General features: G+C 39.3%; 16 protein-coding genes. All 16 read right to left on the bottom strand.

The window, feature by feature from the left end; translation table 11 throughout:
• Positions 1-14: 14 nt before the first annotated feature.
• The 16 genes from CEQ21_RS14355 to spoIIR all read right to left on the bottom strand — a co-directional run bounded on the left by CEQ21_RS14355 (position 15) and on the right by spoIIR (position 14098).
• Entirely contained in the window at positions 15-551 is a 537-nt protein-coding gene (locus tag CEQ21_RS14355; protein ID WP_185765105.1) for a F0F1 ATP synthase subunit delta, read from the bottom strand.
• Positions 548-1081 carry a F0F1 ATP synthase subunit B gene (locus CEQ21_RS14350; protein ID WP_185765104.1) on the bottom strand — a complete coding sequence of 178 codons (534 nt, stop codon included), beginning with the start codon at positions 1079-1081 and terminating at the stop codon, positions 548-550. The genes CEQ21_RS14355 and CEQ21_RS14350 overlap by 4 nt, the downstream gene beginning before the upstream one ends.
• Before the next feature lie 101 nt (positions 1082-1182).
• Complete coding sequence (gene atpE / locus CEQ21_RS14345; protein ID WP_127739009.1) at positions 1183-1395, bottom strand: F0F1 ATP synthase subunit C; 213 nt, start codon at positions 1393-1395, stop codon at positions 1183-1185.
• 71 nt (positions 1396-1466) lie between these two features.
• On the bottom strand, positions 1467-2171 hold the full coding sequence (atpB, locus tag CEQ21_RS14340; protein ID WP_375545222.1) for a F0F1 ATP synthase subunit A: 705 nt from the start codon (positions 2169-2171) through the stop codon (positions 1467-1469).
• A 25-nt stretch (positions 2172-2196) separates the two neighbouring features.
• Positions 2197-2586 carry an ATP synthase subunit I gene (locus CEQ21_RS14335; RefSeq protein WP_185765103.1) on the bottom strand — a complete coding sequence of 130 codons (390 nt, stop codon included), beginning with the start codon at positions 2584-2586 and terminating at the stop codon, positions 2197-2199.
• 378 nt (positions 2587-2964) lie between these two features.
• Positions 2965-5223: a S8 family serine peptidase gene (locus CEQ21_RS14330; protein ID WP_185765102.1), complete on the bottom strand. Its 2259-nt coding sequence runs from the start codon at positions 5221-5223 to the stop codon at positions 2965-2967.
• A gap of 136 nt (positions 5224-5359) precedes the next feature.
• Entirely contained in the window at positions 5360-5989 is a 630-nt protein-coding gene (upp, locus tag CEQ21_RS14325; protein WP_127739133.1) for a uracil phosphoribosyltransferase, read from the bottom strand.
• Between the two features lie 154 nt (positions 5990-6143).
• The gene (glyA, locus tag CEQ21_RS14320) at positions 6144-7385 is read right to left on the bottom strand and encodes a serine hydroxymethyltransferase (protein WP_185765101.1); all 1242 of its coding nucleotides are present in this window, start codon (positions 7383-7385) and stop codon (positions 6144-6146) included.
• 302 nt (positions 7386-7687) lie between these two features.
• On the bottom strand, positions 7688-8260 hold the full coding sequence (locus CEQ21_RS14315) for a TIGR01440 family protein (RefSeq protein WP_185765100.1): 573 nt from the start codon (positions 8258-8260) through the stop codon (positions 7688-7690).
• Between the two features lie 32 nt (positions 8261-8292).
• On the bottom strand, positions 8293-8742 hold the full coding sequence (rpiB, locus tag CEQ21_RS14310) for a ribose 5-phosphate isomerase B (protein WP_185765099.1): 450 nt from the start codon (positions 8740-8742) through the stop codon (positions 8293-8295).
• A 142-nt stretch (positions 8743-8884) separates the two neighbouring features.
• Complete coding sequence (locus tag CEQ21_RS14305) at positions 8885-10177, bottom strand: methyl-accepting chemotaxis protein (RefSeq protein ID WP_185765098.1); 1293 nt, start codon at positions 10175-10177, stop codon at positions 8885-8887.
• Between the two features lie 11 nt (positions 10178-10188).
• Positions 10189-10635: a low molecular weight protein arginine phosphatase gene (locus CEQ21_RS14300; RefSeq protein ID WP_185765097.1), complete on the bottom strand. Its 447-nt coding sequence runs from the start codon at positions 10633-10635 to the stop codon at positions 10189-10191.
• 193 nt (positions 10636-10828) lie between these two features.
• On the bottom strand, positions 10829-11383 hold the full coding sequence (locus tag CEQ21_RS14295) for a manganese efflux pump MntP (protein WP_185765096.1): 555 nt from the start codon (positions 11381-11383) through the stop codon (positions 10829-10831).
• Between the two features lie 102 nt (positions 11384-11485).
• On the bottom strand, positions 11486-12526 hold the full coding sequence (locus CEQ21_RS14290; protein WP_185765095.1) for an L-threonylcarbamoyladenylate synthase: 1041 nt from the start codon (positions 12524-12526) through the stop codon (positions 11486-11488).
• A gap of 164 nt (positions 12527-12690) precedes the next feature.
• Entirely contained in the window at positions 12691-13149 is a 459-nt protein-coding gene (locus CEQ21_RS14285; protein WP_185765094.1) for a GNAT family N-acetyltransferase, read from the bottom strand.
• 202 nt (positions 13150-13351) lie between these two features.
• Complete coding sequence (gene spoIIR, locus CEQ21_RS14280; protein ID WP_185765093.1) at positions 13352-14098, bottom strand: stage II sporulation protein R; 747 nt, start codon at positions 14096-14098, stop codon at positions 13352-13354.
• Positions 14099-14200: the final 102 nt, after the last annotated feature.

Here is a 14200-nt window from a genome sequence, read left to right as displayed (position 1 = left end):
CCTATCTCGAAATCTTATCCTAATAATGTACGTTGCAGACGAGCAAGCTTGCCTTGTAAGCTGCCGTCGAATATTTTATTACCTATGCGAACTTTAATTCCGCCCAAAAGGTTGGAATCAACAATATTTTCGATATTTAACGACTGTTTTCCCACTTTAGCGGCGAACGCTGCAGAAATCGTCGATTTTTCACTGTCTGTAAGCTGTCTCACAGAGTAGACTTTCGCTTCTGCAATCCCTTTTTCATCATTAACGAATTGCAAAAAGTAATCGCAAATGCTCACAATATAATCTTCACGATGTCTGTCCATCAGAAGCATCAACATGTTTTGCACACTAACGCTCGCTGTAGCAAACGCATTTTTTACTATTTCTTTCTTCTGCTCCAATGAAATATTGGGAGACTTGAAAACTTGCTGCAAATCCGGTGAGTTGGCAACAACTGCTTTAACAACGCGCATTTCCTCTTCCAACTGCTCCACACTGCCATTTTCTTTCGCGATTTGGAAAAGGGCTAAAGCATAGCGCTTTGAAACTCCTGTATCCATCATCGATTTTCGCCTACCTCTTGTATGTAATCATTGATCAGTTTTTCCTGGTCCTGCTCACTAAGCTCTTTTTCAATTACTTTAGAAGCGATCAATACAGATAGGGAACTAACTTGCTCTCTGATTGCAGTAACAGCTTTTTCCTTCTGCTGTTCAATTTCAAGCAATGCTGAATTCTTTAATCTTTCCGCATCTTTTCTAGCGTCAGCAATAATAGTTTCTCTTTGCAGCTCTCCTTGAGATTTTGCATTATCGATTAACTCTTTTGCTTCCGTGCGCGCCTCTTTAAGCAATTCCCGCTGTTCCTCTAAAAGCTTAGCAGACTCGATGCGATTTTTCTCCGCGCTGTCTATTTCATTTGCTACAAATTCTTCCCTTTGCTTCATGATGCCCATAATCGGACCCCATGCGAATTTCTTTAAAAGCATAAGAAGAACTAGGAATATTACTAATTGAAATATGGCTGTTCCACCATTTATACCATCATGAGATGCTGCCCCAGCAGCTCCCAATACGAAGCTATTTAATAACACAACGGTTCACTCCCTTCCAACTGTTTACCTTCAACTTTCTTTTTTTTGCATAAAGCAAAGGCGAAGTTTTTGAAAAAGTCTTCGCCATTTTTAAGCTATTATTAACGGTTAAGTACCATGAATGCAATTACAACTCCGATAATCGGTAATGCCTCAACTAATGCTACCCCGATGAACATTGTTGTTTGTAAGAAACCGCGTGCTTCTGGTTGACGAGCGATCCCTTCAACTGTACGTCCTACGATCAAACCGTTACCAATACTTGCTCCCAATGCTGATAGACCAATTGCGATTGCTGCTGCTAATAGATTCATTATTTATTTTCCTCCTAAATATATAAATATGTGTATTTTATAGTTTCACCTTTTAAAGATAAGGGAATTGATTAATGCTCGTCACTTACTTTATGTGACATGTAAACGAACGTTAACATTGTAAAGATGTAAGCTTGTATAAAGCCTATGAAGATTGAAAAACCTTGCCATGCCAATGTTAAAGGAATTGCAGCTATAAAGCCTGCCCAGCCTGTCCATGCTAACGAACCTACTAATAAGGATAAAAGCAGTTCCCCTGCATAGATATTTCCGTATAGACGCAAACCAAGCGTCAATGTATTGGAAAATTCTTCGATTATCTTTAAAGGAAGCAAGAACTTCATCGGCTGTACATAACCTTTGAAATATCCTTTAACTCCTTTTTGCTTAACACCATAATAATGTGTCAAAGCAATGATCATGGAAGCTAATGTTAATGTGATAATCGGATCGGCCGTTGGTGATTTCCACCAAAGAACACCGTCAACCACTATAGAAAATGGTAAACCAAGCAGGTTGGAAATTAACACGTAAAAGATGATTGTCATCCCTAACATGTGGAACTTCCCGCCATCTTTCCAATCCATGTTGCTTTTGATAATGTTTTTCACGAAGTCCATTACCCATTCTATCATGTTCTGCATCCCTGTTGGCTTTAAAGCAAGTCGACGTGTTGCAGCAACAGCGATAATGAATACGATCAAACTAGTTATAGCTATCATCAAGACACTGGATACATCTACTCTCAAGTATTCCGAACCGAAAAGGTAATACACTTTCTCTTTGTGATCCAAGCAATTCTCACCTCTCTTTTCTAATACTATTTTTAAAAACAGTACTAAATAAGTAATCTATCATAATGACTATGTAAGCCGTCATTAATCCAATGACAACGCTGATAAGGTGTATCTGCTCAGGAAATTCCATGGCTATTGCAACCCCGAGTACTGCAGCCGCCATTCTTGACAGCATCCCTAACGATTGCGTCTTTTTACCTTCATCTATATTTCTGCTGAATTTCCCCATTTTTCTTACTAAGAGCCAAATATTATAAAGGCTTAAGGCAGTACCCAATAACAAACCCATAAATACAGGCTTATAAGGAGTTGCAGCCCACCCAATAAGGTAAAGTGAAAGCAGTATAGATATGTACTTAAATTGTTTTGTAAGCATCTGTTTTATTTCAAACATAATTTAGCCAAATCTCCTGACAACAGACTTTCTTTCAGACAGCTTATCAGGGAACAAAAAATAGTCTTTTTTGCAGAACAAAAAAGAGATATTTTTTTGAAAAGGCCCTGAAAACCCTATCATCTACTTTGTAAGCATACAATAAGGTTATGTCAAATGTCAATTGTAATTAACAACATAAAAACGTTAAAATCATGTATCTCCAAAAATCTTGTATCCAGTTGCAAACCGCGTTGATACGGTCTTCTACTAACTCTCCTTTCCCGGTAAAATTTTTCTTTTTTATTCTATCATGAATCAAAAAATTTTATATCGGAAAAGGAGTAAATTCACATATCTTTCAAATTATTTCCTATTAATTTTATATTAGGGATATTTTTACAAATCTTCTTTGTCATTATGATTTTCTTCACTATTATATATTGCCTGACTTCCTATCACACTTAGTTGACCACTAACCGCATCTTCTTTTCCTGCTTTTTTTGCAAATGCGACAACTTCATAGATGCCTTGCTGTGGCAGAATCTCTTTTTTAATTTCCCCCTTTATTTGACCTCTTTTTACTTCTTTTTTCCAATCCAGAAACTTCACGAACTTCAATGTTTCCTTATCAAAGACTGCAATGCCAAATTCTTCTGCTCCAGTAGGTAAATATGCCTCATAGCTGAAGCCTCCGTTATCCTCCTGCACCATATTGAATCCCATTAAGCGCGGATATTCCGGCTCCTCAAGCACATACAAGTATGGTACTGTCACCTTCTGCTTGCCTGCGTTCACCTCAATCGCACCATTTTGAAGCTTATCTTTAAAGAGTTCACTGTCTATCATCATCTTAACGGGCAGTTTTTTTGTTTCACCTGCCGCTAGCGTTAAGGACAGCGGCAATTGCCAGGTAACACCACGTTGTATACTTGGCTGATTAAACGTAATCCACTCAGATGACTTTCCTTTGTTACTAATCGTAATATAAGCTGTATGTTCATGTAGATGATCTGCTAGCTTAAACTTTCCGAAGCGCATGCTTCCAGGCATAACTAATACACTTGCTTTCACCGCTTTATCGACTTGAATTCTGCCAGCACCTTGTTCATACACCTTGTATTGCTTGCCATCCCTGTCGTTAAGAGGAAGAGCAGTATTCATCAACGCTGCCTTCACTTCCTCCGGGCTCCAATCAGGATGAGCCTCGAGCAAAAGAGCAGCTGCGCCCGCGACATGAGGCGCTGCCATACTTGTTCCCTGCAGGGCAAGATATCCACCTGGGACTGTGCTATTTATCACTACACCTGGTGCGACGACGTCAGGCTTGATATCCCAAGTACTTGTTACAGGTCCTCTTGAACTGAAATCTGCAAGTATATCCTGTTCCCAGTAGCTGTTGATTTTTGCATAGATAGTTTTCTTTTTCCCAAGCTTACTTTGCAGTTGGCTGCCTTCCTTTTTAGAAACACCTGCGACCGGAATCGGAATCTCTCTTTCAAGCATGCCGAGCAGTGGTCCATCCATATCATTAGCGATGAGAACAGCCTTTGCACCTGCCTTATAAGCATTTTCAGCCTTCTCTCCAAATGTGAGCTCACCCCGTTTAATAATCACTATCTTGCCTTTCACATTTTGCAAATCCTTCAGATAGCCCAGCTTTCCTTCGACAATTTCCAAGGCATTTTCAGAACTCCACGCTTTACTCTTATCCATCTTATTTAAAATGATCTTTTCTCCGTCCACCTCTAAAAAAGGCACCTTCATGTTTGGTGTCGTTGCACCGACAGAAATCGCCTTTGCCGCAGTACCAGGAGAACCAACAGTCCAATCAGCAGGTCCTGCATTTCCAGCAGCTGCAACAGCAACAATTCCCTTATCGACAGCCTTATTTAAGGCGATGCTTATCGGCAAATCTGGACCATTTACCTCACTGCCAAGTGAGAGGTTAAGCACATCCACTTTATCCTTTATCGCTCTTTCAATGGCACTCAATATTTGTTCTGTTGTTCCAGATCCTCCAGGACCTAAAGCTCTGTAAGCATATACTTCTGCATTCGGGGCAATTCCCTTAAGCTTTCCCTTTGCAGCGATTATTCCTGCAACATGTGTGCCATGAAGCGTATCCCTTAGCCCATGCCCGACAGTTTCCATTGGGTCTTTATCCCGATCAACAAAGTCCCAGCCCTTTTTATAATTCCTCCTTAAGTCAGGGTGATTATAATCAATGCCAGTATCAATGACACCTACCTTCACACCTTCCCCTGTCAAAGCAGACGATTGGCTTCTCGTCACTCCTTGAATCCAGTCTGCGCCGATAATCTTAGCAGGTCCTTCGCTTTCTGCTGTATATGTTTTGACTTGAGATACAAGCTCCACATCTTGATAACTTGTCAGCATGTTCAAATCCTCCACATTTGCACGTACAGAAAAACCTGAAAAAATTTCACAAAAGACCGTTCTCTTTTGACCACTTTTCAATTTAGCCATTATTTCATTTACTTTATTATCTGAATAGCTGCCTTTTAACTTTACAATGGCAACCCTTTTTTCTTGTTTGCTTTCAGCCGGAAGTTCCGGAAGCTCGTGCACAGCTGCAAAAGTGTAATGTTCACAAGAGAGGATCAAAGCAAAGAACAGAAGGATTATTTTCTTCATATGTATTCTCCTTTAAGCATAGAGGGGTATAGTTGCAGTTATAGTTTGCAGTTGAGGATAAATTATGTCTGGGCATTTCTGGATTGTCTGAATACAAAATAAAAGACTGACCTAATAGGCCAGCCCAACATTAGCATTATTTAGTTCCGAATAAACGGTCACCAGCATCCCCAAGACCTGGAACAATGTAACCTTTTTCGTTAAGTTTTTCATCGAGTGCAGCGATATAAATATCTACATCTGGATGAGCTTCTTTTAAAAGCTCTACGCCTTCAGGTGCAGCAATTAAGCACATGAACTTGATGTTTTTTCCGCCTCTAGTCTTCAAGGAGTTAATCGCTTCAATTGCAGAACCGCCTGTTGCAAGCATTGGATCAACAACGATGAAGTCTCTTTCTTCCACATCAGATGGAAGCTTCACATAATATTCTACAGGCTTAAGCGTTTTTGGATCGCGGTATAGTCCAATATGTCCAACTTTTGCAGCTGGAATAAGCTTTAAGATACCGTCAACCATACCGATACCTGCGCGCAGGATAGGAATAATCCCTATTTTCTTACCAGAAAGCACGTTTGATTTCGTTCTGCTAACTGGTGTATCAATTTCGATTTCTTCTAAAGGCATATCACGAGTGATTTCAAAAGCCATCAATGTTGCCACTTCGTCTACTAACTCTCTGAATTCTTTTGTTCCTGTTTGCTTCTCACGAATGTATGTAAGTTTATGTTGAATAAGTGGGTGATCAAATACGTATACTTTTGCCACATCTTTCACTCCGTTTCCTTCTTTATCGTAAACACACTTCTTGTAATTCTACAGAAAAAAGGCTTTCAAATCAACTGAAATTTTTTCTTTACTACCATTATTTTTACCCAAAAAAGTGCCAGCCTATGCTTATGATAGGCTGGCTTTGTGTTTCTTATAGTTCTTTATACAATACAAATTTACTAGTTAATGCTTCTACTCTTTTAGCTGCTTCAGCTAATTTTTCTTGGTCTTCATGATTTTTCAATGTGAAGCCGATGATAGAAGCGATTTCGTCCATGTCTTCTAAATCGAATCCACGAGAAGTAACAGCTGCTGTACCAATACGGATTCCACTTGTCACGAATGGACTTGCTGGATCGAATGGAATAGTGTTTTTGTTTACAGTAATTCCAACTTCATCAAGTACGTGCTCTGCCACTTTCCCTGTCAAACCAAGAGTTTGCAAATCAACTAGCAATAAGTGATTATCCGTTCCGTTTGAAACAAGTCTTAATCCTTCTTTTTGTAGACCTTCAGCTAAACGCTTTGCATTTGCAATGATGTTTTCAGCATATACTTTAAAGTCATCCTGAAGTGTTTCTCCAAAAGCAACAGCCTTAGCAGAAATAACGTGCATAAGCGGTCCGCCTTGAATACCAGGGAAGATGGATTTATCAATTTTTTTGCCGAATTCCTCTTTACAAAGAATCATTCCGCCGCGAGGACCTCTTAGTGTTTTATGTGTTGTTGTTGTAACAAAATCTGCATAAGGAACTGGATTTTGATGTAACCCTGCAGCCACAAGACCGGCAATATGAGCCATATCAACCATTAAATATGCTCCAACTTCGTCAGCAATCTCACGGAATTTTTTGAAGTCAATCGCACGAGGATATGCACTCGCACCAGCTACAATCAATTTCGGCTTATTTGCGCGCGCTTTTGCCAGCACGTCCTCATAGTCGATTTGCTCTGTTTCTTTATCTACGCCATACTCTATAAAATTATATTGGACTCCGCTGAAGTTAACAGGACTTCCATGTGTTAAATGTCCACCATGGGAAAGATTCATCCCGAGCACAGTATCTCCTTGCTCAAGTATAGTGAAATATACAGCCATGTTTGCTTGCGCGCCAGAGTGTGGTTGAACATTGACATGCTCTGCTCCAAAAATCTCTTTCGCACGGTCGCGAGCGATATCTTCCACAATATCAACGTATTCGCAGCCGCCATAGTAGCGTTTTGCTGGATAGCCTTCTGCATATTTATTTGTCAGTACAGAACCTTGTGCCTCCATAACTGCTTCACTCACGAAATTCTCTGATGCGATTAACTCAATTTTCGCTCTTTGGCGGCCTAGTTCCTGCTGGATAGCTTGATATACTTGCTGGTCGTTTTGCGCTAAATGCTTCATTTGAATCCTCCCTGTAACGGATAATTTAAAAATCTTTTAATCTACGTAAAATCTTCTTATATTCTAACATGGAACAATTTCAAAAAGAAGCTAAAAAATACGAATTATTATTTTATATTTAAAAATAAATGTTCGTGTTTTAACAAGAAAACAGCATAAATACACGTTATTATTTTCTTAAAATAATAAAAAAACCAATCTGTCGCTATTTTCACTAGTATTCCAGCACATACAAATCAAGTTTTATTCTATTTATGCAAACAAAAAAGATATCCCGACTACTTTCGGGATATCTTTTTCTGTTAGCAAGATTCATTATCTTGTGTTTTTTCATAAACAGCCCTTTGGCCGCCAATCAATTTCGGCCTTGTTTTAGCAAGTGTGACATGAGCTTCGCCAAGCTGCTTGTGCGAAACCCTTATTGGCACGGCAACATGCTTGATATGCATGCCAATTAAAGTATCCCCGATATCTATGCCGCCATCTGCAGTGATATGTTCAACAACTACCGGATCTTTCATATGCTGATAGGCATATGCTGCCATTGCACCTCCAGCTTGACGCACAGGAATAACAGATACTTCAGATAGATTCTTTTCCTCTTGCAGCTTTCTCTCAACGACTAAAGCTCTGTTAAGATGTTCACAGCATTGAAAAGCTAGCTCTACCCCTGCCTCTTCCTTGTACTCTAAAAGTTGTTGAAAGATGAAACCTGCAACGTCGATTGCTCCTGCTGTACCAATTTTCTGGCCAATTACTTCACTTGTGCTACAGCCAATGACAAATATATGGCGATCTGTCAATTTTGCTTGTTCTTGATATTCAGAAATAATGCTCTGAAGCTGTTCTTCCAGAGCTGATATATTTATATCCATAAACAACACAGCCTTTCCACTTTAGCATATGCTTAGGAGGATGTTTCTAATTCGTATTGTGCTATTTTGTCTAGTCTTGTTTGATGTCTGCTGCCACTAAATTCTGAAAGCAGCCAAACCTTCGTTATTTCCCGGGCAAGTCCTGGACCGATAACTCTTTCACCCATTGCAATGACATTGCTGTCATTATGCTCTCTTGTCAATCTTGCACTGTATACATCATGTACAAGGGCACATCTAACACCTTTAACTTTATTAGCAGCAATGCTCATACCGATGCCAGTTCCACAAATAAGTATTCCACGGTCAAACTCCCCATTAGCGACCTTTTCCGCTACAGGCAGTGCATAGTCAGGGTAATCGACTGAAGCATTACAGTCACAGCCAAAATCAACATATTCTATTTTTAATTCTTCTAATAAACTTTTTAATTCTTCTCTAATGGTTAAACCACCATGATCTGAAGCAATGGCAACTTTCATCCTGTTAACCTCCTCATATTCCTCTATTATTTTCACATAAAAAGGAGCAAATAGAAAGGCTGTTTACATTCTTTTTAGAAATGCCAGCCTCTCCTTAAAGATTAACTAAAATGTATAATAACCTAAGCAAAACGGAGCATGACTAAACCTTAAATCTAGTAATTGTTTCTTTCAGCTGTTCAGCCTGCTGTTGCAGCTCAAGTGTCAGCACATCAACCTCATTAATAATCTTCGCTTGGTTTTCTGCGATAACCATAACCTGCTGTGTTCCCGCAGATGTCTCCTCCGCTATTGCCGCCACTTCCTGCGACTGTCTAGAGGTGTGCTCAATCTGCTCCATCTGCTGATGAACCTGCTGTGTTATATGTTTTGTGGAATCTGCCATTTGTTTCACAATAGCGGTCATTTCCTGAAGCGTAGCATTTGTTTTTACTCCTTGCTCTGCCTCTGCATTAGCGCTTTGTACCTGCTTCTTAATTTGCACGGCAACATTCCTAACTTCTGATTGCATATTGTCGATAAGCTCTGCTACTCCATCAACTGCTTTTGCACTTTCATCTGCAAGTACTCGAACCTCTTCAGCAACAACTGCAAAGCCTTTACCATGTTCCCCTGCTCTTGCAGCTTCTATAGATGCATTTAAAGCAAGGAGATTCGTTTGCGTTGCAATCGTTCCAACAAGCTTAAGAATATCACCAATTTTCGCTGCATTTTCCTCCAAGCTTTTCACAGAAGATAAGGAGCGGCTATTCTCTTCTGCCAATTGCTTAAGCCCTGCCACAAGTGAATGAACTACTTTATTTGTCTCATCAAGGTTTGAAAGCATTTCATTTGAGATTGCTTGAGTATGATCTGCCGTTTCTTGAACTGTTTGGGCGATATTCATTGATTGCTCCACCGCTTCAGCCGTCGCTTGCACAGAATTAGCCGCTACCTCTGATCCGCCTGCAATTTCTTCTACTGCCCTTGTAATAGAATCAGTCTGTTCTTGAGCTTCCTGCGATTTGCCGGTAATTGCCTTAACAGTCGCATTCGTACTATTGAAGTTTTTTTCAATACTTTTAACCATTTCTCTTAAATTAGAAAGCATATCATTATAAGCCATGCCAAGTGATCGAATCTCATCATCTGAGCTTGACAATTTCACATCATCACTAAGATTGCCATGTGCTGCTTTAATAGCACTTTTCTCTAATCTTTGCAGTGGTTTAATAATAAAGCCGGCTGCTAAAAATGCCAAAAAACCAGACCATAGCACACCCAATGTCAATGTAATAAGATTGAATACAAAGGCGCTGATTCCGATTCCTGGAAGCAAAGGATATAGGACGTAGATGAAAAATGCACTTGTTGAATACGTAATAAGCGCTAGAATGGTAATAAATAATGCAAGTTTTTTTCTCAAGCTGAACTTATATGAAGCAATCTTTTCCATGTTTTTCTCCCCTAGAATTCCTCTTGTAATTTTTTGATAAGTGACTGGATCAAGCCATCCAATTCCTGATATGTTTTTCTGTAAAGCTCGACCGAACCTCCAAATGGATCAACAATATCACCATACTTATCATCATTTACAAATTCCTTTAATGTAAATGTTTTTTCAATTGCATGGGGAAATTGGCTGACAATTGCATTCTTATGTCCAACTGTCATTGTAAACACATGTGTTGCCCAATCAATTAAATCAGCATTCAGCATTGTGGAAAGGTGATTATGCTTTATCCCCTTTTCTGTCAACACTTCCTTTACTTGATAGGAAGCTTCTGAACCATCTATTGCATAAACTCCAGCAGACTTTACTTCCATATTCCCTTTTCCCCTGTTTTTAAGGATGGCTTCTGCCATTGGGCTTCGACAAGTGTTTCCCGTACAAACAAACAATACTCGCACCATTTTTCCCACCTCCCTTTTAACGTTATTATAAATTTATTGCCGTTCGATTTCACCATTTGGATTCACTACTATATCTATCGACAGAATTTATAGATTTTACACTTTCCGCGTAGAGTTTTAGCTGTTTTTTCCAAATAAAAAAGCAGCTTACTTATAAGCTGCCAATGATTACTCTAGGTTGAATCTTCAGACTCTATAGGTGTAAAAGCAGCTTAATGCCAAAGGCAAGCAGTATCCCTCCACCTAAAACCTCCCCATAATTCCCAAGAAGGCCCTGAGCTTTTCTGCCAATAATTAAACCAAGCCATGTTAACAATGTTGCACTTAAGCCGAAGGCAAGCAGAACAAGCCATGTTTTGGCCTTATAAATACCTAAGCTTAGCCCTACGGAAAAGCTATCCAAACTAACGCTGACCGCAAACACAATAAGACCAAAGCCAACTGGTGTAATTTTGTAGGCATCCTCTTCCTTAAAGCCTGCCCATATCATTTGCACACCTAAAATAAGCAGGAGTACTCCACCGATAATCCCAGCAATCCCTCCAAAATTATCAGACAGAAATCTCCCTGCAAGAATCCCCAACAACGGCATGATGACATGAAATACTCCAATAACAATTCCAATTTTCATTATTTGCCTTAGCCTGAGCCTGTACATTCCCATTCCTAGCCCAACAGAAAATGCGTCCATTCCTAAAGCGAATGCCATTAGAACAAGTGTAAATATTTCTCCGATTAGTGTAGACATTACCTTCCTCCTTGGACTTGCTAATTAGAGAATATGCACGTCCAAGTTTTTTTAGAAGCAATTTAAATGAAGGTTAAAATAATAATTTACACAATCGGTATGTCAATCAATAACTTGGTGAGAGGCTGCTTTCATTAAACGATTCATGATGGCATGCCCCACTCCTTCATATGGAAATACCTCTGCGAAAATAATATCAACATCACTATGGTTAAAACTTCTTAAACCATCATATAGATTTGCAGCAACTGTGGATAAGTCAGCTCTTTGTCCGCATACAAAAATATAATCTGCTTGATAATAATCTTTGTTTTCTTCTGTTGTGAGTATTCCTGCCTTTTTGCCGTTGCGGTGCTGTTCTGCAACCAATTCTTGAATTCTTTCCCTTGGTGCTTGCACTAAAAACAACGGTGCATTCGGTGCATAATGTGTATACTTCATACCGGGTGCTTTTGGAGCGGAATCTTTATTGATAAGGGCTTTATCTAGCTGCACTTCCCCAATTACCTTTTCAATGTCCTCCTGGGACACACCTCCTGGACGAAGTATTACAGGGATGCTATCCGTACAATCAATAACCGTCGATTCCACACCAACACCCGTCGGACCGCCATCCACAATCCCGGCAATAACTGCATCTAAATCCTCCTTTACATGAAGCGCAGTAGTAGGGCTTGGCTTTCCAGATGTATTAGCACTTGGCGCTGCAATCGGTAAATTGGCAAGCTCCAATAATTTTAATGCAACCGGATGATCAGGCATTCTTATGCCAACAGTATTCAGTCCGGCACTTGCCAGCTTCGACAATGCACCTTCTTTAAGCTGGAAAATAATCGTAAGCGCCCCCGGCCAGAAGGCTTCCATTAACTGCTCTGCCTTCTCTGGCACTTCCTTCACGAGTTCTGCCAACTGCTCTTTTTTTGCTATATGGATGATGAGCGGGTTATCAGATGGTCTGCCTTTTGCGGCAAATATCTTCGCAATTGCTTCATCATTTTTTGCGTTCCCTCCAAGTCCATAAACTGTTTCTGTTGGAAAGGCGATTACTTCATTTTTGTTTAAAAGGTCTGCAGCCTGTTCAATTTGTGGATAACCACTACCTATATCCACATACTTATCCACTGACCATAATTTTGTCTTCATACTTATCCACCTTTAATCAAAACTTGTATAAATACATTGAAATTGCCTGTCGTTCTTCAATTTTCGACAATTAGTATTTGACCGAATCCAGTCAATATTTTTGTGTTTTATCTGACTTGTCCACAAATTGTGAATAAAAAGATGATAACGGTGGATAACTCTTCCTAATTATCCACATTATTTATCGAATAATACATGATTTTCGAGTTATTAACAGCTTCCGCTGTCTTAACTGTTGATGATTCTCTAACATCCATAGGCAAATCTTCGACATTTATCTCCTTAAACCCGAGCAAAAGAAAGAGATTCCTTGCATTCTTATTATTCACCACGCAATATAGCATACCTAATTTTTGTTCTTTAGCCAACCTTATGGCCTGTTGAAGCAAGTACAAAATGTCTTCAGCTGATCCATTTTTAAGGACGAGCGCTCTTAACAACCCAGCGTCAGCGTAGGGCTGAATGCCAATTGTCCCCATTAATTCCCCTGAATGCGTATCCTCCGCAACTAGGCAGAAGTCCATCCAATTCTCTAAACCCTGCAATTCGACTTCCGTTCTCCCTAGAAAGCTTTTAAGACCCTCTATATCTCCACTAGCTGCTTTTCTAACAGTATGCTCCATATTATAAGTCTCCTTTATCATAAATTGAATTAGTTGTTAATTCTATTACTATGAAAGGGATTTGAAAAAAATGATAGAATTTTTATTAATCCTCTCTACCATTAGGATTATGGCATGTATAGTTTTACAGTATATGTGTAAAGCAGTCCTAATCCATATTTTTCATGAATAAAGCCATCCGCCGCAAGCAGATGGCTTTATATCATCCAAAGATTTTATCCCATAACTCAACCAGGAAGAACTTTACTTCTACGTCACTCTCTTTTTCTTCATCCACATAAACAGGATCTTCTTTACTGTCTTTTGCTACTTCTTTCACTTCTGTTTTTTTGTCTTCCTTAGCTTTCTTTGCTTCTTCGTCTGCTTTGTCTTTCTTTTCTGCTACTGCTTCTTCGTTCTTCTTGCTATCTTCTTCCTTCTTATCCTCTTCAAAGCCATCACTTACAGCAACACTGTTAGAAAAATCAAGAAAACATAATGGTGGAAACAGTACACACCACCAATTTGCGCCTTCTCCTGCTCCTAATGTAATTAAAATCGCTTCGTATTCACCAGCAGGATATAAAAACTCTCCGTATAGCTTTGTAGGAAAATCTACTTTACCGAATTTCACCTTAACTGTCTGATCTGAGCTTTCTTCCATAACTACCTTTTCTGCTATCTTTTGAATTTCCGGCTGTTTATCCTTTAAAAGCTGTTTTGCCGCTTCTTTAGAAGTTAAATCTGCTACCCAATTTGTTATTTCTGCATTGACTGCGTCCCTTACTTTTCTCTTTAAAGCTTGGTCCTCTTCACTATCGCTATTTGCCAATATTCTTAGTCTAATAGCATCACTTGGAATTACCACTTCGTCATTTGCTGTCACTTCATTTTTCGGTATATATAAACTCATAATAGTTGATAGGATAAGTACAAATATATAAATTGTTGCCATTGATTTTCTTTTCATATTAATTCGCCCCCTCATAAAAACAGTGTGGACAGATTAATAGATTCTTAAACTAGCAAGTTTTGATTTTTTTTAAAAATAAAAAACCGCGGATTATCCGCG

This window comes from Niallia circulans (assembly GCF_007273535.1).
In the GTDB taxonomy this organism is placed as follows: domain Bacteria; phylum Bacillota; class Bacilli; order Bacillales; family Cytobacillaceae; genus Niallia; species Niallia circulans_B.
This window is presented reverse-complemented; position numbering and strand designations above follow the sequence as displayed.

Bases quoted from the DNA above. Each gene is read 5' to 3' on its own strand.
- glyA (WP_185765101.1), bottom strand. From the start codon at position 7,385: ATGAAGCATTTAGCGCAAAACGACCAGCAAGTATATCAAGCTATCCAG.
- CEQ21_RS14305 (WP_185765098.1), bottom strand. From the start codon at position 10,177: ATGGAAAAGATTGCTTCATATAAGTTCAGCTTGAGAAAAAAACTTGCA.
- CEQ21_RS14295 (WP_185765096.1), bottom strand. From the start codon at position 11,383: ATGTCTACACTAATCGGAGAAATATTTACACTTGTTCTAATGGCATTC.
- CEQ21_RS14300 (WP_185765097.1), bottom strand. From the start codon at position 10,635: ATGGTGCGAGTATTGTTTGTTTGTACGGGAAACACTTGTCGAAGCCCA.
- CEQ21_RS14335 (WP_185765103.1), bottom strand. From the start codon at position 2,586: ATGTTTGAAATAAAACAGATGCTTACAAAACAATTTAAGTACATATCT.
- CEQ21_RS14285 (WP_185765094.1), bottom strand. From the start codon at position 13,149: ATGGAGCATACTGTTAGAAAAGCAGCTAGTGGAGATATAGAGGGTCTT.
- spoIIR (WP_185765093.1), bottom strand. From the start codon at position 14,098: ATGAAAAGAAAATCAATGGCAACAATTTATATATTTGTACTTATCCTA.
- CEQ21_RS14355 (WP_185765105.1), bottom strand. From the start codon at position 551: ATGATGGATACAGGAGTTTCAAAGCGCTATGCTTTAGCCCTTTTCCAA.
- rpiB (WP_185765099.1), bottom strand. From the start codon at position 8,742: ATGAAAGTTGCCATTGCTTCAGATCATGGTGGTTTAACCATTAGAGAA.
- CEQ21_RS14330 (WP_185765102.1), bottom strand. From the start codon at position 5,223: ATGAAGAAAATAATCCTTCTGTTCTTTGCTTTGATCCTCTCTTGTGAA.
- atpE (WP_127739009.1), bottom strand. From the start codon at position 1,395: ATGAATCTATTAGCAGCAGCAATCGCAATTGGTCTATCAGCATTGGGA.
- CEQ21_RS14315 (WP_185765100.1), bottom strand. From the start codon at position 8,260: ATGGATATAAATATATCAGCTCTGGAAGAACAGCTTCAGAGCATTATT.
- CEQ21_RS14290 (WP_185765095.1), bottom strand. From the start codon at position 12,526: ATGAAGACAAAATTATGGTCAGTGGATAAGTATGTGGATATAGGTAGT.